Genomic DNA, 16,628 nt, shown 5'->3' on the forward strand with positions numbered 1-16,628 from the left:
GGCGGCAAGCCCGCCGCGGAGAAGTCGCCGGGCGACGGCCCGGCCGCCGGCCCCGGCGCCGACGCGGTGGGTCCGGACGGCACCGGACCCGACGAGGGCCCGGCGGCCTGAGGCCCGTTCCACGAGGGCGGTCACGAGGGCGGTCGCGCCGAGGCGGAGTCCGGTCCGCCGGGTCCGGTCCGCCGGAGTCTGGCCGGCCGGGTTCCGGCACCGGGGTTCCGGCACCGGGATGCCGGATGCCGGCGCCGGTCACGCCGGCACCGGGTGCAGCGCCTCGGCCAGCGTGTGGTGCCAGTCCGGCAGCGGCGCCAGTCCCGCGGCGGCCCATCGGCGGTGACCCAGCACGCTGTACCGGGGCCGCGGCGCCGGGCGGGGAAAGCGGTCGCTGCCGACCGGCCGGATCCGCTCCGGGTCGAGTCCGCGCAGCGCGAACACCGCGCGGGCCAGCCCGTACCAGGTGGTCTGGCCGGCGGCGGTGCCGTGGTAGACGCCGGGTGCGGCCCGGCCGGCGAGCGCCGCCTCGGCCAGCCGGACCAGCCGGTCGGCCAGCACGGCGCACGAGGTGGGCTGCCCGGTCTGGTCGGCCACCACGTCCAGCCGGTCGCGGTCCTGGGCCAACCGCAGCACGGTGGTCACGAAGTTGCGCCCGTGCGGCGCGTACAGCCAGGCGGTCCGCACCACGTAGCCGGCCGCCGGCAGCTCGCGGGCCACCGCCCGTTCCCCGGCCAGCTTGCCGCGGCCGTACGCGTTGACCGGCGCGGTCGGGGCGTCCTCGGGATAGGGCACCCGTCCGGTGCCCGCAAAGACGTAGTCGGTGGAGAGCTGGATGAGCCGGGCGCCGGTGCCCGCGCAGGCCCGCGCCAGGTGGCCGACGGCGGTGCCGTTGACCGCGGTGGCCGCCGCCTCCTGCCGCTCGGCGCCGTCCACGTCGGTCCAGGCCGCGGCGTTGATCACGACGTGGTGTCCGGGTACGGCGGCGGCGAGGGCGGCCGGGTCGGTGATGTCCAGTTCGGCGCGGGTGGCGCCGGTGGCGGCCAGCCGGGGATGCGCGGCCAGGACGCTCAGCAGTTCCCGGCCGAGCATTCCGGCGGCGCCGGTGACCAGCACCCGGCGCCGGTGCCCGGCGCTCACCGCGCCGTCCGGGAGGTGAGCGGCTCCCACCAGGCCCGGTTGTCGCGGTACCAGCGGATGGTGGCGGCCAGCCCGGTCGGCAGGTCGATCACCGGCGCGTACCCCAGCTCGGCGCGGATCTTGCCGATGTCCAGGGCGTACCGGCGGTCGTGGCCCTTGCGGTCCGGCACCGGGCGGACCCGCTCCCAGCCGGCGTCGCAGGCGGCCAGCAGCCGGTGGGTGAGGTCCCGGTTGGTCAGTTCGACGCCGCCGCCGATGTGGTAGACCTCGCCGGCCCGGCCCTTCTCCTGCACCAGGGCGATGCCGCGGCAGTGGTCGTGGACGTGCAGCCAGTCCCGGACGTTGCCGCCGTCGCCGTAGAGCGGCACCGGCTGGCCGTCCAGGAGGTTGGTGACGAACAGCGGGATCACCTTCTCGGGGAACTGGTACGGCCCGTAGTTGTTGGAGCAGCGGGTCACCACCACGTCCATCCCGTGCGTGCGGTGGTAGGCCAGGGCCAGCAGGTCGGACCCGGCCTTGCTGGCCGAGTACGGCGAGTTCGGCGCCAGCGGCGCGGTCTCCGACCACGAGCCGGACTCGATGGAGCCGTACACCTCGTCGGTGGAGACGTGCACGAACCGGCCGGTCTCGTGCCGCAGCGCCGCGTCGAGCAGGGTCTGCGTGCCGACCACGTTTGTCAGCACGAACGGCGTGGCGCCGGTGATGGAGCGGTCGACGTGGGACTCGGCGGCGAAGTGGACGATCACGTCGTGGCCCGGGACGACCCGGTCCACCAGGTCCGGGTCGCAGATGTCGCCGCGGACCACGCGCAGCCGGGGATCGCGGCGCACCGGGTCGAGGTTGGCCAGGTTGCCGGAGTAGGTCAGCTTGTCCAGCACGGTGACCGCGCCCGGCTCCAGGGCGGGTGGCGCGGCGGCCACCTCCGCGGGTACGGCGGCCGGCGAGTTCAGCAGCATCCGGACGTACTCCGAGCCGATGAACCCGGCGCCGCCGGTCACGAGGATTCGCACGAGTTCGAAAATACGCCACCACGCTGCCGGTATGGCTCAGCGTAGTCGTGTCGTCACGCCATTAGGCTGCCGGCGTGCGCGGAATCCTGTTGGCCGGCGGCACCGGCTCCCGGCTGTGGCCGATCACCCGGGCGGTGTCCAAACAGCTCATGCCGGTCTACGACAAGCCGATGATCTACTACCCGCTGGCCACGCTGATCATGGCCGGGGTGCGGGAGGTCCTGGTGGTCACCACGCCCGAGGACCGGGACCAGTTCCGCCGGCTGCTCGGCGACGGCGACCAGTTCGGACTGCGCGTGGAGTACGCCGTGCAGCACCGGCCGGAGGGGATCGCCCAGGCGTTCCTGATCGGCGCCGACTTCATCGGCACCGAGTCGGTGGCGCTCATCCTCGGCGACAACATCTTCCACGGTGCCGGACTGGGCCGGCAGCTCGCGGGCCGGGCCGACCTGGTCGGCGGGCGGATCTTCGCCTACCCGGTGGCCAACCCCGCCAGTACGGGGTGGTCGAGTTCGACGGCGCCGGCCGGGTGCTGTCCATCCAGGAGAAGCCGGCGCTGCCCCGCTCCCGGTACGCCGTGCCGGGCCTCTACTTCTACGACAACCGGGTGGTCGAGATCGCCGGCAAGCTCACCCCGAGCCCCCGGGGCGAACTGGAGATCACCGCGGTGAACGAGGCGTACCGGGAGGCCGGCGAGTTGTCCGTGACCGTGCTGGACCGCGGCACGGCCTGGCTGGACACCGGCACGTTCGGCTCGATGGTGCAGGCCGCGGAGTTCGTCCGGGTGATCGAGGAGCGGCAGGGCATGAAGATCGGCTGTGTCGAGGAGGTGGCCTGGCGGGCCGGCCTGATCGACGACGACCGGCTGCGCGCGCTGGCCCGGCCGCTGGGTCGCAGCGGGTACGGCGAGTACCTGCTGGGGCTGCTCGCCGAGCGGGAGGTGGTCCGGTCGTGAGGATCCGGCAACTGGGCATCGCGGGCGCCTGGGAGGTGATCCCGCAGCTGCACGGGGACAACCGGGGGGTGTTCCTGGAGTGGTACCGGTCGGACCGGCTGGCCGACGCGGTGGGCGGGGACGCGGTGGGCGGGGACGCGGTGGGCGGGGACGCGGTGGGCGGGCCGTTCCGGCTGGCCCAGGCCAACATGTCGGTCTCGGCCCGGGACGTGGTGCGCGGCATCCACTACGCCGACGTCCCGCCGGGCCAGGCGAAGTACGTGACCTGCGTGCGGGGCGCCGTGGCCGACGTCGTGGTGGACCTGCGGGTCGGCTCGCCGACCTTCGGGCACTGGGAACTGGTGCGGCTGGACGAGGAGCAGCGCCGGGCGGTGTTTCTGATCGAGGGGCTCGGACACGGCTTCTGCGCGCTGACCGAGGACGCCACCCTGGCGTACCTGTGCTCGACGACGTACAACCCGGCGGCCGAGCGGGCCGTGCACCCGCTGGACGCGGATCTCGCGATCGACTGGCCGGCCGGCGTACCGGTGCTGTCCGCCCGGGACGCCGCCGCGCCGAGCCTGGCGACGGCCCGCGCCGAGGGGCTGCTTCCGCAGGCGGCGACCTGCCGGGCGTACCTGGCGGAGCGGGACCGGGAGCGGGAGCGGGACCGGTCGGCGGCCGCGGCACCCGCCGGAATCCCGCCCGGTATGCGGCATCCGGACGGGATTTGGGCCGGCGATGTCCGCAACGCGTAGTCCGACGGTGACCACGGGAGGCTCCGGCCGGTTAGTGTCTTGAGCATGGAGCGGCGAATCTTCGGTCTCGAGACCGAGTACGGCGTCACCTGCACCTACCGCGGCCAGCGGCGGCTGTCTCCGGACGAGGTCGCCCGCTATCTGTTCCGCCGGGTGGTGTCCTGGGGACGGTCCAGCAACGTGTTCCTGCGCAACGGTGCCCGGCTCTACCTCGACGTCGGCTCCCACCCCGAGTACGCCACCCCGGAGTGCGACTCGGTGGCCGACCTCGTGGTGCACGACCGGGCCGGCGAGCGGATCCTGGAGGGCCTGCTGGTCGACGCCGAGAAGCGGCTGCACGACGAGGGGATCGCCGGCGAGATCTACCTTTTCAAGAACAACACCGACTCGGCCGGCAACTCCTACGGCTGCCACGAGAACTACCTGGTGTCCCGGCATGGCGAGTTCGGCCGGCTGGCCGACGTGCTGATCCCGTTCCTGGTCACCCGGCAGCTCATCTGCGGCGCCGGCAAGGTGCTGCAGACCCCGCGCGGCGCCGTGTACTGCCTCTCCCAGCGGGCCGAGCACATCTGGGAGGGGGTCTCCTCGGCCACCACCCGCAGCCGGCCGATCATCAACACCCGGGACGAGCCGCACGCGGACGCCGAGCGCTACCGCCGGCTGCACGTCATCGTCGGCGACTCGAACATGAACGAGGTCACCACGCTGCTCAAGGTCGGCAGCGCGGACATCGTGCTGCGCATGATCGAGGCCGGGGTGGTGATGCGGGACCTGTCGCTGGAGAACCCGATCCGGGCCATCCGCGAGGTGTCGCACGACGTGACCGGCCGGCGCAAGGTCCGGCTCGCCTCCAACAAGGAGATCTCCGCGCTGGAGATCCAGCAGGAGTACCTGTCCAAGGCGACCGAGTTCGTCGAGCGTCGGGGCGGCGACCAGACCGCCAAGCGGGTCGTCGAGCTGTGGGGCCGGGTGCTGCGCGCGGTGGAGAGCGGCGACCTGGAACCGGTGTCCCGGGAGATCGACTGGGTGACCAAGCTGCGCCTGATCGAGCGCTACCAGGCCAGGAACGACCTGCCGCTGTCGCACCCGCGGGTGGCGCAGATGGACCTGGCCTACCACGACCTGCGGCGCGGCCGGGGCCTGTACGGGCTGCTGGAGCGGCGCGGCCAGGTCGACCGGGTGGCCACCGACGTGGAGATCTTCGAGGCCAAGGAGACCCCGCCGCAGACCACCCGGGCCCGGCTGCGCGGCGAGTTCATCCGGCACGCCCAGGAGAAGCGCCGGGACTTCACCGTCGACTGGGTGCATCTCAAGCTCAACGACCAGGCCCAGCGGACGGTCCTGTGCAAGGACCCGTTCCGGGCCTACGACGAGCGGGTGGAGCGGCTGATCGCCAGCATGTGACGGGCGCCCCGCCACCCGGGCCGTTCGAACGGCCCGGGTGGCGGGGCGGATGCCGCCGGGCGGACCGGTGATCCACCCCGCGGCCGACGGCGCGCCGGTGCGGGCCGGTAGGCTCGCCCGATATGAGCTCCGCCACGCCGTCCGGTCCGGACCGGGACCGCGAGCCCGGCCGGACCCGCCAGAACTGGGTCGAGCGCCGGCGCGACAAGATCGCCGCCGAGATCGCCCGCAACCGGCGCGGGGAGTACCGGGTGCCGACCTGGGTGCTGGCGCTGACCCTGGCGCTGATCGTCGGCGGCTGGATCGCCCTGATCGTGCTGAGCTGACCCCGCCCGTGCCCGGCCCGGACCTGGTCCGGCGCTGACCTTGGTCCGGCGCTGACCTGCCCGATCCCGTCCGGCCCGGCCCGGCCCCGTGCTGTCCGCCCCGGCCCCGTGCCCCGGCGTGGCGGTGCCCCCCCGGCGCGCCGGTCAGCCGGCCGTGGTTGCCGTGGCGGCCAGGGCGGCGGCGTGCCGGCCGGCCGCCGCGGCGGCGAGGAAGTACGCGTGGTCGGCGTCCAGCCCGCGACCCATGGTGGACAGCGGCACCGGGGTGGCCCGCAGCGCCGCGTCCAGGCCGTCGGTGGGCACCCGGACCAGGGTGTGCCGGTCGGCGAGCGGCTCCAGCGCCGCGGCCACGGCCTCGGCCAGCCCGGGTTCCAGGCCGTCCGGGACGACCAGCTGCGCGCGGGCCAGCGCCACCCGCCCGTACGCGGTGAGGCTGTGGTGCGAGACGCCGCGGTGCCGGGGTCGGGGGTCGGCCGTGGAGATCCGCAGCGAGCCCACCGGCCGGCCGTCGAGCACGGCCGTGGCGTTGACCGCCTCGCCGGCCGCCACCCCGGAGAATCCCCAGCGCGTGCCGGTGCCCAGGTTGCCGGGTCCCTGGCTGAGCACGGTGACGTCGGCGGCCAGCACGTGCCGGGCGGCCAGCAGCCCGGAGTGCACGGTGGTCGCCTCCAGGTCCCCGCCGAACGCCTGGCCCACGGTCACCGTGCCGACCAGCTCGCCGGCCAGCCCGGTGAGGGTGCGGGAGAACCAGGCCGGCAGCGCCGCCCCGTCGGTGAGGACGTACGCGATGCGTAGCTGCGGCTGGTCGGCCCGGATCCCGGCGACCACGGCCGGCAGCGCGGAGTGCAGGTCGGCGACCACCACGGGCATCCCGGCCAGGTCGTCGGCCTCGGCGAGCACGGCCCGGTGCGGGGAGGACTCCTCGTCGACGCCGAGCAGGATCGGCTGCAGCGGGGTGTAGCGGGCCTTCACCAGGTGCCCGCCGGCCCGGGTGTCCGCCGGCCGCGGCGGGTCCGGCGGCAACCGGTCCGGCAGCGCCACGGCCAGCGCGTACCCGCCGGTGCCCAGCCCCATCAGCAGGGCGGCCACGTTGAGCAGCACCCGGTCACCCACCCGCGGCGTGCCGACCAGGTCGGGGTAGGCCAGGGCGCGCACCGTCGTGCCGTCCGGCAGTACGGCGTCGAACTCGACCGCCCCGCGCCACTGCCGGCGCAGCCCGGTGACCGTGCCCGACCGCCATCGCACCATGTGCGCACACGCTAGCCGGCCGTTCCCGGCCGGTGCCGGCAGGTCCCGCCGACACGCTTCCGCCGCCCCGCCGCCCCGCCGCCCCGCCGCCCCGGTGCCGCGGCTGCCCCCGCGCCACCGGTGCCGCGACGGGTCAGCGCGGGTTCGGCAGGGAGGTGCCGGCCGGCTGCCGTCCGCCCGCCGGCTCCACCCGGGAGCGGCTGCCGGGATCCCGGTTGCTGCGGGTGGGGTCGAGGAAGACGTACCGGATGTTCGGGTACCGCGCGGTGAGCCGGCGCTCGGCCTCGTCGGCCCCGGCCTCGATGTCGGCGCCGGTGGCCTCGTCGACGAAGTCGACCTTCGCCGCGACGAGGATGTCGTCCGGGCCGAGCAGCATGGTCAGCAGGGTGTCCACCCGGCTGACCGTGGGCAGCCCGGCCAGTTCGTCCCGGATGGCCTCGTGCACCTGCGGCGGCACCGCCCGGCCGACCAGCAGCGACACGTTGCTGCGGGCCAGGATGGCGGCGACCACCAGCAGCAGCGCGCCGATCCCGATCGAGGCCACGCCGTCCCAGAGGTCGTCGCCGGTCAGGTGGGTGAGGCTCACGCCCGCGGCGGCCAGCAGCAGGCCGATCAGGGCCGCGCTGTCCTCCAGGAAGACCGCCTTGACCGTGGTGTCGGCCGTGTGGCGCAGGAACCGCCGCCCGGTGGTGTGCCAGCGCCGGGCCTCGCCGCGGACCTGGCGGACCGCCCGCAGCAGCGAGATGCCCTCCAGCACGAAGGAGATGGCCAGCACCGCGTACGACACCAGCGGGCCGCCGCTCTGCTCGCCGTCCAGGATGGTGCGCACCCCCTGGTAGACGGAGAAGCCGGCGCCGGCCAGGAAGGTGAACAGGGCGGCCAGGAACGCCCAGACGTAGCTTTCCTTGCCGTACCCGAAGGGGTGTTTCGGGTCCGCGGGCCGGGCGCCCCGGCGCAGCGCCGTGAACAGCAGGGCCTCGGTGGTGGTGTCGGCCAGCGAGTGCGCCGCCTCGGAGAGCATCGCCGCGGAGCCGGAGAGCATCCCGGCCACCGCCTTGGCCACCGCGATGCCCAGGTTGGCCGCCCCGGCGATCACGACGGTGCCGGTGCTCTCCGAGCGCTCTTCTTCCGGTTCCGGCTCAGCCATGGGCGTCAGCCTATGGGGCCAACCGGTCCTCCGCCGGACGGGCGATGGTGCGCTACGGCGCCGCGCGGGTGCACCGGGATCCGGGGGACGCTGCTAGCGTTGCCCAGGTGTCCCGGACCCGTACCGAACGCCTGGTCAACCTGGTGATCTGTCTGCTGTCCACCCGGCGGTTCCTGACAGCGGCGCAGATCGCCGCCACCGTGCCCGGCTACGAGCACGATCCGGACGACGTCCGCGACCACGAGGCGTTCCAGCGCAAGTTCGAGCGGGACAAGGCCGAGCTGCGCGAGTTGGGCGTTCCGCTGGAGACCGGGACGGCCAGCGCGTTCGACTCCGAGCCGGGCTACCGGATCGCGCACCGGGAGTACGCGCTGCCGGAGATCCTGCTGGAGCCGGACGAGGCCGCGGCCGTCGGCATCGCGGCGCGGCTCTGGCAGCACGCCGGGCTGGCCGCGGCGGCCTCCTCGGGGCTGGCCAAGCTGCGCGCAGCCGGCATCGACGTCGATCCGCAGGCCACCCTCGGGCTGGAACCGGTGGTCACCGCCGATCCGGCGCTCGGGCCGCTGACCACGGCGGCCCGGGAGCGCCGGGCGGTCGGCTTCGACTACCGAACCCCGGACGACGACGCCTCGACCGCCCGCCGGCTCCAGCCGTGGGGCGTGGTGTGCTGGCGTGGCCGCTGGTACGTGGTGGGTCACGACCTGGACCGGGAGGCCACCCGCTGCTTCCGGCTTTCCCGCATCGTGGGAAAGGTGCGCGGGTCGGGTTCGCCCGGGGCGTTCGAGCCGCCGGCCGGGGTCGATCTGATCAGCCACGTGGCCAGTTGGTCCGGCCCGATCGAGCGACCCGGCCGGGCCACCGTGCTGGTCCGCCCGGGCCGCGCCGCCGGGCTGCGCCGGTGGGCCCGGGAGGTGGCCCCGGACGCCGCGGGGGATTGGTTGGTCCTGCCGTACGCCGACGCCGAGTCGCTGGCCGGCACCCTGGCCGGGTACGGGCCGGACGTGCGGGTGCTGGATCCGCCGGAGGTCCGGGAGGCGGTCATCCAGCGGCTCAAGGAGGCCGTGGCCCGGCACGACGAGATCCCGGCCGGGCAGGTGCCGGCATGACCGGGCGCGCCGCCGACCCCACCCCGCGCACCGGTGGCTCCCGGGCCTCGGCCGACCGGCTGGCCCGGCTGCTCAACCTGGTGCCGTACCTGCTGTCCCGGCCGGGCATCGCGATCACCGAGGCCGCCGCGGACCTGGGGGTGACGCAGCGGCAGTTGCGCGAGGACCTGGAACTGCTCTGGGTCTGCGGCCTGCCCGGCTACGGCCCGGGTGACCTGATCGACATGGCCTTCGACGGTGACCGGGTGACGATCACCTACGACGCCGGCATCGACCGGCCGTTGCGGCTCACCCCGGACGAGGCGATGGCGCTGCTGGTGGCGCTGCGGATGCTGGTGGAGACCCCGGGGATGGCCAACCGGGAGGTCATCGAACGGGCGCTGGCCAAGATCGAGTCGGCGGCCGGGGAGTTCGCCGGCGCCCCGGTGGCGGTCGGGCTGCCGGGCGACGGCGAGCGGCTGGAGTCGCTGCGCGGGTCCGTGCAGCGCGGCCGGGCGCTGCGGATCACGTACTACACCCCGACCCGGGACGAGACGACCGAGCGCACCGTCGACCCGCTGCGGGTGGTGATGGTGGGCGGCCGGGCGTACCTGGAGGCGTGGTGCCGGCGGGCCGGCGCGGTCCGGCTGTTCCGCGCCGACCGGATCGACGCGCTCACCGAACTGCCCGAGCCGGCGCAGGCGCCCCCGCAGGCCCAGCCGGTCGACCTGAGCGCCGGCATCTTCCGGCCGTCGCCGGAACTGCCGCTGGTCACCCTGCGGGTCGGGCGCCCAGCCCGGTGGATCACCGAGTACTACCCGTGCGAGTCCGTACGCCGCGGCACCGGCGACGGCTGGCTGGTGGACCTGCGGGTCACCGACCTCGGCTGGGCCCGCCGGTTCGTGCTGGGGCTGGGTCCGGACGTCACCGTGGTGCACCCGCCGGAGCTGGCGGTCGCGGTCCGGGACGCGGCCGGGGCGGCCCTCGACGCGTACGCGGTGCCGGCCGACGGCGGGCCGCGGCAGGCGTACCCTGGCGGCACCGACCCGGCGTACCCCGGCGGTGAGCCGGCTGCCGGCGGCCCGCCGGACCGCCCGCGGGTGCCGGAGGGCCGCTCCGGCGGCGCCGACCCGGCGGCGGTGGCCGGCAGGCCGTAGGCTGGCCCCGTGGTGCTCTGGATCGTGCTCGCGGTGATCGTGTTCGCCCTGCTGCTGCTCGCGCTGGCGGTCCGCCCGGTGCTGGTCGCGCTGCCCCGGCTGCACCGGGCCGTGGGACGGCTCCGGCAGCGGCAGGTCGAGGCCGAGGCGCTGCGGGACTCGGCGCTGGTGTTGCAGCAGCGACTGGAGGGACTGGCCGCCGACGCCGGCGAGGCGCAGCGGCGGATCGCGGTGATCAAGACGGCGGTCGGGAAGTAGCCGTGCCGGCCAGCGGGAAGTAGCCGTGCCGGCGACCGGATGGTGGCCGCCCGCGGGGTTGACGCACCCGTCCCGCTGACCGAGACTGCACCCGCCGGGGTGCACCCGCGGCCGGCCCCGGCGGCTGGTCACGGCCGTGGACGCACGTACCATGGAGTCCAACACCCCGATCATCAACCGCCGACCGACTGGAGCTTTCCATGGGTGCCCTCAGGCCCTGGCACATTGCCGTACTCGTGGTCGTCCTGATCCTGCTGTTCGGCGCGAAGCGGCTCCCCGACGCGGCCCGCTCGCTCGGGCGGTCCATGCGGATCATCAAGGCCGAGACGAAGGGGCTGGTCGACGACGACCAGGACCTCGCCGAGAAGGCCGACGCGCAGGCCGGCCGGACGCCGCTGCCGCCGAACACGGCCCAACAACAGCAGCCGTACACGGCGCAGCAGCAGCCCGTCGCCGACCCGGTGCACCGGGTACGCGACAACTGAGCGGGCGGCCCGACAACCGTGGCCTTCGCCCTTCGTAAGCGCGGACCGAGCAACTTCGACCGGGCCGCCGACGGCTCCATGACGCTCATGGAGCACATCCGGGAGCTGCGTAGCCGGCTGTTCAAGGCATCCCTCGGCATCCTGGTCGGCTTCGGGTTGGGCCTCTGGCTCGCCAAGCCGGTCCGCCGGCTGCTCCAGGAGCCGTACTGTGGCCTGCCCCACTCCCTCGACGCGCAGGGTCAGTGCAACTTCGTCCAGCTCGGGCCGGCCGACCTGTTCCTGCTCGACCTCAAGATCGCGCTCTGGGTCGGCCTGGTGCTCGCGGCGCCGGTCTGGCTCTACCAGCTCTGGGCCTTCATCGCGCCCGGCCTGCATCGGCACGAGCGGCGATACGCCTACGTCTTCACCGCGCTGGCCGCGCCGCTGTTCGCCGGGGGTGCGGTGCTGGCGTTCTTCGTGGTGCAGAAGGGTCTGGAGTTTCTTCTCGACTTCTCAAGCGGCGATATCCGGACAACTCTGGACATCACTCGCTATATCTCGTTTGTCACCAACCTGATCATGCTGTTCGGGGTGGCCTTCGAGTTCCCGTTGATCATCCTGATGCTCAACTTTGTCGGCCTGGTCACCGGCCGCCGGCTGCTGAGCTGGTGGCGGATCGTCATCTTCCTGTTCTTCGCCTTCTCCGCGGTGGTGACGCCGACCCCCGACCCCTTCGGCATGACCGCACTCGGCCTGTGTCTGTGCGCGCTGTACTTCGCGGCCGTGGCGGTGGCGTTCGTCAACGACAAGCGCCGCGGCCGGGGCCGGGAGGTGTACGCGGGCATCGGTGACGACGAGATCTCGCCGCTGCCCGCCAGCGACGGCGAACAGGTCGAGGCCGGCCAGCGGGCCGAGGCGATCAGCCCGGTGGCCGACCCGGAGCCGGTGGCCCCGCCCCGGCCGATCGACCGGGGCTACGACGACATGACCTGACGGCCCGACCCGCCCGGACCGCGCACGCGGCCCGGGCGGGTCCGGCCGCCGGCCGCTCGGCGTACCCGTTCTCGCTCCGGACCGGTACGGTGCTCGCCGTGACCGCACACGATCTGCGCGGCGGGACGGTCCCCGCCGGTGGCCTCGCCGACGGCCCGGTGGCGGTGCTGGCCAACCCGACCGCCGGCCGGGGCCGGCACCGGGACCTGCTGCCGGCGATTCTCGACCGGCTCTCCGCGACCGGCCGGGACGTCCGGCTGCTGGCCGCGGACAGCGCCGCGCAGAGCCGGGCGGCCTGCGCGGCGGCCGTCGCCGAGGGCGCCGCGGCGCTGGTCGCGGTGGGCGGCGACGGAACCGTGCACCAGGCGCTCCAGGCGGTCGCCGGCACGGACGTCGGATTCGGCCCGGTACCGGCCGGCACCGGCAACGACTTCGCGGTGGACACCGGCTTCCCGGCCGAGCCGCTGGCCGCGGCGCAGGCCGTGGCGGACGCCCTCGCGGCCGGCCGGACCCGGCCGGTGGACCTGGCCCGGCTGAGCGCCGCCGACGGGACCGTGAGCTGGTACGGCGCCGTGCTGGCCGCCGGCTTCGACGCGATCGTGAACGAGCGGGCCAACCGGATGCGCTGGCCCCGCGGACCCCGCCGGTACGACCTGGCGATCGTGGTGGAACTGGCCCGGCTGCGACCCCGCCGGTACACGCTGCGGCTGGACGGGCGGCCGGTGGACGTGGACGCGGTGCTGGTGGCGGTGGGCAACTGCGCCAGCTACGGCGGCGGGATGCGGATCTGCCCGGCCGCCGACCCGACCGACGGGCTGCTCGACGTGGTGGTCGGCGGCCGGTTCAGCCGGCCGGCGCTGATGCGGGTGAAGCCGAGCATCTACCGGGGCAGCCACGTGCTGCACCCGCTGGTCACCACCTACCGGGCGCGCACCGTGGAACTCGCGGCCGAGGGGATCACCACGTACGCGGACGGGGAGCGGTCGGCGGCGCTGCCGGTGACGATCACCGCGGTGCCGGGGGCGGTCCGGCTGCTGGGCTGAGCGGCCGGTCGGCCCGGGGTCAGCGGCCTGCCCGGCGTCAGCGGCCGACCAGGTCCAGCGCCGCGGCCAGGCCGTTCGCGCCGCCGGGCGCCGCCGCCGGCAGCACCAGCGCGGCGCAGCCGGCCGCCACCGCCCCGGCGTCGGCAGGGGTGTCGCCGACCATCAGCGCCCGCTCCGGATCCACGCCGAGCATCCCGCAGGCGCGCAGGAAGATGCCCGGGTCGGGCTTGCAGCGGCCCACCTCGTAGCTGAGCACGAACGCGTCGACCAGGTCCGCCAGCCCCCAGGCGGCGAAGAGCGGACGCACGTCGAAGCCGATGTTGCTGACCAGCGCCACGGGCACCCCGGCGGCGCGCAGCGCCCGCAGCGTGCCGGCGGTGTCCGCGTACGGCAGCCAGCCGTCCGGGACGAGCAGCCGGTCGTACAGGGCGTCGGCCAGCCCGTCGATGCCGGCCTCGACGCCGGCCAGCAGCCCGGTGTAGGCGGCCCGGTGGGCGTGCTCGTAGAGGTCCCGCTCGGCCCAGACCTCGGCCAGGTGCGGCGGTACCCGCCGGGGCAGCGGCCCGCCGGGCCGGCCGGCCGTGACCAGCCGGTCGGCCAGCACGGTGGCCCGGGCCCGTTCCAGTTCGACCCGCAGCCGGCCGCGGCCGCCAGCACCCAGGCGACCGGGTCCTCGACCTGGGCCAGCGTGCCGTGGAAGTCGAACAGCACCGCCTCGACCGGCCGCCGCGACGGCGGCTGCGCCGTACGGGCTGTTCCGGGGTCGGCGCGCCCGGTGAGCGGTTCGGGATGATCCGGCACGGGCTGCACCCTACCGAGCACCGCCGACGGTCCCGCCGGTTGCCCTCTCCCGGTGTGAAAAACCGGCACGCACTAACCTGGGGTTCATGTCGAGCCCCGCCGAGCGGTATGCCGCGGCGCGTCGCCGGGCCACGGACGCGAGCACCTTCCCGGCCCTCACCGAGTTCGCGGCCGAGCTGGGGTTCGACCTCGACGACTTCCAGCGGTCGGCCTGTCAGTCCCTGGAGCAGGGCAGCGGGGTGCTGGTGTGCGCGCCGACCGGCGCCGGGAAGACCGTGGTGGGCGAGTTCGCCGTGCACCTGGCGCTGCGCGGCGGCGGCACCGGCCCGCGCAAGTGCTTCTACACCACGCCGATCAAGGCGCTGTCCAACCAGAAGTACCACGACCTCGTCCGGCGCTACGGCGCCGACCGGGTGGGGCTGCTCACCGGCGACAACGCGATCAACGGCGACGCTCCGGTGGTGGTCATGACCACCGAGGTGCTGCGCAACATGCTCTACGCCGGCTCGGCCGCCCTGGCGGGCCTCGCCTACGTGGTGATGGACGAGGTGCACTACCTGGCCGACCGGTTCCGCGGCGGGGTGTGGGAAGAGGTGATCATCCACCTGCCCGCCTCGGTCACCCTGGTCTCGCTGTCGGCCACCGTCTCCAACGCCGAGGAGTTCGCCGACTGGCTGGTCACGGTGCGCGGCCGGACCGAGGTGGTGGTCAGCGAGCACCGGCCGGTGCCGCTGTGGCAGCACATGCTCGTCGGCAAGCGGATGTTCGACCTGTTCCACGACGCCGACGCGGCCCGCAAGCACGACGTGCACCCCGAACTGCTGCGCTACACCCGGGAGACCGCCCGCCGCCTGGAGCTGTCCGACCCGCGGGGCGCGCTGAGCCGGCGTGGCCCGCGCTGGCGCGGCCCGCTGCGCCCGGACATCGTGGACCGGCTGGACCGGGAGGGTCTGCTGCCGGCGATCCTGTTCATCTTCAGCCGGGCCGGCTGCGACGCGGCCGTGCAGCAGTGCCTGGCCATGGGGCTGCGGCTGACCAACCCCGAGGAGCGGGCCGAGATCCGCCAGATCGTCGAGCGGCGGATCAGCGCCATCCCGAGCGAGGACCTGTCGGTACTGGGCTACTGGGAGTGGCTGGACGGTCTGGAGCGGGGACTGGCCGCACACCACGCCGGGCTGTTGCCCGCCTTCAAGGAGGTGGTCGAGGAACTGTTCGTCCGGGGCCTGGTCAAGGCGGTCTTCGCCACCGAGACGCTGGCGCTGGGCATCAACATGCCGGCCCGGTGTGTCGTGCTGGAGCGGCTGGTGAAGTTCAACGGCGAGGCGCACGTGGACCTCACGCCGGGGGAGTACACGCAGCTGACCGGCCGGGCCGGCCGGCGTGGCATCGACATCGAGGGGCACGCGGTCGTCGTCTGGTCGCCGGAGGTGGACCCGCGGCAGGTGGCCGGGCTGGCCTCCACCCGGACCTACCCGCTGCGCTCCAGCTTCCGGCCCTCGTACAACATGGCCGTCAACCTGGTCGGTTCGGTCGGCACCGGCCCGGCCCGCGAGCTGCTGGAGGCGTCGTTCGCCCAGTTCCAGGCGGACCGCTCGGTGGTCGGGCTGGCCCGACAGGTGCAGCGCAACACCGAGACCATGGCCACGTACGGCGCCGAGGCGCAGTGCGAGCAGGGGGACTTCGCGCAGTACTTCGCGCTGCGCCGGGCCATCGCCGACCGGGAACGGTCGCTGGCCCGGGAGGGTCAGAGCCAACGCCGGGCGGCCGCCGTACGCTCGCTGGAGCGGCTGCGGGTCGGCGACGTGATCAGGGTCCCGTCGGGGCGGCGCGCGGGCCTGGCCGTGGTGCTGGACCCGGGTACCGGCGGGTTCGGCGAGCCGCGACCGCTGGTGCTCACCCAGGACCGCTGGGCGGGCCGGATCACCGCGGGTGACTTCACCTCCCCGGCCGAGGTGCTGGCCCGGGTCCGGGTACCCAAGCACTTCAACCACCGGTCCCCGGCGGCCCGGCGCGACCTCGCGGCCGCGGTGAGCGGCACCGGGCTGCCCCGGCACGGCGGTCGCCGCGGCGGCCGGTCCCGCTCCGGCGGCGAGGACCACCAGCTGACCGAGCTGCGTACGCAGTTGCGCCGCCACCCGTGCCACGCCTGCCCGGACCGGGAGGAGCACGCCCGGTGGGCGGAGCGCGGCTGGCGGCTGGAGCGGGACACCGCCGAGCTGCGGCAGCGGGTGGCCAGCCGCACCGGCTCGCTGGCCCGCACGTTCGACCGGATCTGCGACCTGCTGGTGGCCCGCGGCTACCTGACCGGCGACGGCGCGGTGACCGACGCCGGCCGGACGCTGGCCCGGATCTGGACCGAGACCGACCTGCTGGTGGCCGAGTGCCTGCGCCGGCGGGTGTGGGCCGGGCTGGCCCCGGCCGAGCTGGCGGCCGCGGTGTCGACGCTGGTCTTCGAGGCCCGGCGGGAGACCGACGAGAGCGCCTCGGTGCCGCGCGGCCCGGTGGCCGACGCCGTGGACGCGACGCTGGCGCTGTGGTCGGGGCTGGAGGCGGACGAGGCGGCCCGCGGGTTGGACACCACCCGGGAGCCCGATCTCGGCTTCGTCTGGCCGATCTACCGGTGGGCCCGCGGTGAACCGCTGGCCAAGGTGCTCGCCAGCGGCGCGGGGCTGGACGGCGAGATGCCGGCCGGGGACTTCGTGCGCTGGGCCCGCCAGGTCGCCGACCTGCTCGGGCAGCTCGCCGACGCAGGCGGCGCCGACGCCGACCTGCGGGCCGGTGCCCGGGCCGCGATCGCGGCCGTGAACCGGGGCGTGCTGGCCTTCAACCAGGCGGCCTGATCCGGCCCCGATCCGCCCGGCCACCGCGC

13 protein-coding genes and 3 pseudogenes are annotated in these 16,628 nt (G+C 74.9%); 11 read left to right on the plus strand and 5 right to left on the minus strand.

Annotated elements, in window-relative coordinates:
• Positions 1 to 249 precede the first annotated feature (249 nt).
• Together rfbD and rfbB are read right to left on the minus strand one after the other, a co-directional pair.
• A complete protein-coding gene (gene rfbD, locus CIK06_RS14020) occupies positions 250 to 1,083 on the minus strand; it encodes a dTDP-4-dehydrorhamnose reductase (RefSeq protein WP_095567817.1) in 834 nt (277 codons plus the stop codon).
• 44 nt (positions 1,084 to 1,127) lie between these two features.
• Entirely contained in the window at positions 1,128 to 2,141 is a 1,014-nt protein-coding gene (rfbB, locus tag CIK06_RS14025) for a dTDP-glucose 4,6-dehydratase (protein ID WP_095565205.1), read from the minus strand.
• A 74-nt stretch (positions 2,142 to 2,215) separates the two neighbouring features.
• Here rfbB and rfbA point away from each other — a divergent pair.
• From rfbA to CIK06_RS14045, 4 genes and pseudogenes are all read left to right on the plus strand, one after another.
• Positions 2,216 to 3,096 (plus strand): annotated as a pseudogene (gene rfbA, locus CIK06_RS14030) (glucose-1-phosphate thymidylyltransferase RfbA).
• Positions 3,093 to 3,833 (plus strand): dTDP-4-dehydrorhamnose 3,5-epimerase family protein, encoded by a 741-nt coding sequence (locus CIK06_RS14035; protein WP_095565206.1) that lies wholly within the window; start codon positions 3,093 to 3,095, stop codon positions 3,831 to 3,833. The pseudogene rfbA and the gene CIK06_RS14035 overlap by 4 nt, the downstream one beginning before the upstream one ends.
• A gap of 45 nt (positions 3,834 to 3,878) precedes the next feature.
• Entirely contained in the window at positions 3,879 to 5,237 is a 1,359-nt protein-coding gene (gene pafA / locus CIK06_RS14040; RefSeq protein WP_095565207.1) for a Pup--protein ligase, read from the plus strand.
• 122 nt (positions 5,238 to 5,359) lie between these two features.
• A complete protein-coding gene (locus CIK06_RS14045) occupies positions 5,360 to 5,563 on the plus strand; it encodes a hypothetical protein (protein ID WP_095565208.1) in 204 nt (67 codons plus the stop codon).
• A 144-nt stretch (positions 5,564 to 5,707) separates the two neighbouring features.
• Here CIK06_RS14045 and CIK06_RS14050 read toward each other — a convergent pair whose 3' ends face one another.
• The gene (locus CIK06_RS14050; RefSeq protein WP_095565209.1) at positions 5,708 to 6,811 is read right to left on the minus strand and encodes a DUF3866 family protein; all 1,104 of its coding nucleotides are present in this window, start codon (positions 6,809 to 6,811) and stop codon (positions 5,708 to 5,710) included.
• Between the two features lie 133 nt (positions 6,812 to 6,944).
• On the minus strand, positions 6,945 to 7,958 hold the full coding sequence (locus tag CIK06_RS14055; RefSeq protein ID WP_095565210.1) for a cation diffusion facilitator family transporter: 1,014 nt from the start codon (positions 7,956 to 7,958) through the stop codon (positions 6,945 to 6,947).
• Between the two features lie 107 nt (positions 7,959 to 8,065).
• Between CIK06_RS14055 and CIK06_RS14060 the strand changes: the two genes are divergently transcribed.
• From CIK06_RS14060 to CIK06_RS14085, 6 genes and pseudogenes are all read left to right on the plus strand, one after another.
• Complete coding sequence (locus CIK06_RS14060) at positions 8,066 to 9,064, plus strand: YafY family protein (RefSeq protein WP_095567818.1); 999 nt, start codon at positions 8,066 to 8,068, stop codon at positions 9,062 to 9,064.
• A pseudogene (locus tag CIK06_RS14065) lies at positions 9,061 to 10,047 on the plus strand (helix-turn-helix transcriptional regulator); the annotation flags it as partial. The gene CIK06_RS14060 and the pseudogene CIK06_RS14065, both read left to right, overlap by 4 nt.
• 162 nt (positions 10,048 to 10,209) lie before the next feature.
• A complete protein-coding gene (locus CIK06_RS14070; RefSeq protein WP_095565212.1) occupies positions 10,210 to 10,458 on the plus strand; it encodes a hypothetical protein in 249 nt (82 codons plus the stop codon).
• A gap of 200 nt (positions 10,459 to 10,658) precedes the next feature.
• Positions 10,659 to 10,943 (plus strand): Sec-independent protein translocase subunit TatA, encoded by a 285-nt coding sequence (tatA, locus tag CIK06_RS14075; RefSeq protein WP_095565213.1) that lies wholly within the window; start codon positions 10,659 to 10,661, stop codon positions 10,941 to 10,943.
• Positions 10,944 to 10,961: 18 nt separating this feature from the next.
• Positions 10,962 to 11,915 (plus strand): twin-arginine translocase subunit TatC, encoded by a 954-nt coding sequence (tatC, locus tag CIK06_RS14080; protein ID WP_095565214.1) that lies wholly within the window; start codon positions 10,962 to 10,964, stop codon positions 11,913 to 11,915.
• A 98-nt stretch (positions 11,916 to 12,013) separates the two neighbouring features.
• Positions 12,014 to 12,958: a diacylglycerol kinase gene (locus CIK06_RS14085; protein WP_232534202.1), complete on the plus strand. Its 945-nt coding sequence runs from the start codon at positions 12,014 to 12,016 to the stop codon at positions 12,956 to 12,958.
• A gap of 37 nt (positions 12,959 to 12,995) precedes the next feature.
• Here CIK06_RS14085 and CIK06_RS14090 read toward each other — a convergent pair.
• Positions 12,996 to 13,759, minus strand: a pseudogene (locus tag CIK06_RS14090) (HAD family hydrolase).
• Between the two features lie 86 nt (positions 13,760 to 13,845).
• Here CIK06_RS14090 and CIK06_RS14095 point away from each other — a divergent pair.
• Positions 13,846 to 16,599 (plus strand): RNA helicase, encoded by a 2,754-nt coding sequence (locus tag CIK06_RS14095; protein WP_095565215.1) that lies wholly within the window; start codon positions 13,846 to 13,848, stop codon positions 16,597 to 16,599.
• Positions 16,600 to 16,628 lie beyond the last annotated feature (29 nt).

Source organism: Plantactinospora sp. KBS50, from assembly GCF_002285795.1.
Classification (GTDB): Bacteria; Actinomycetota; Actinomycetes; order Mycobacteriales; family Micromonosporaceae; genus KBS50.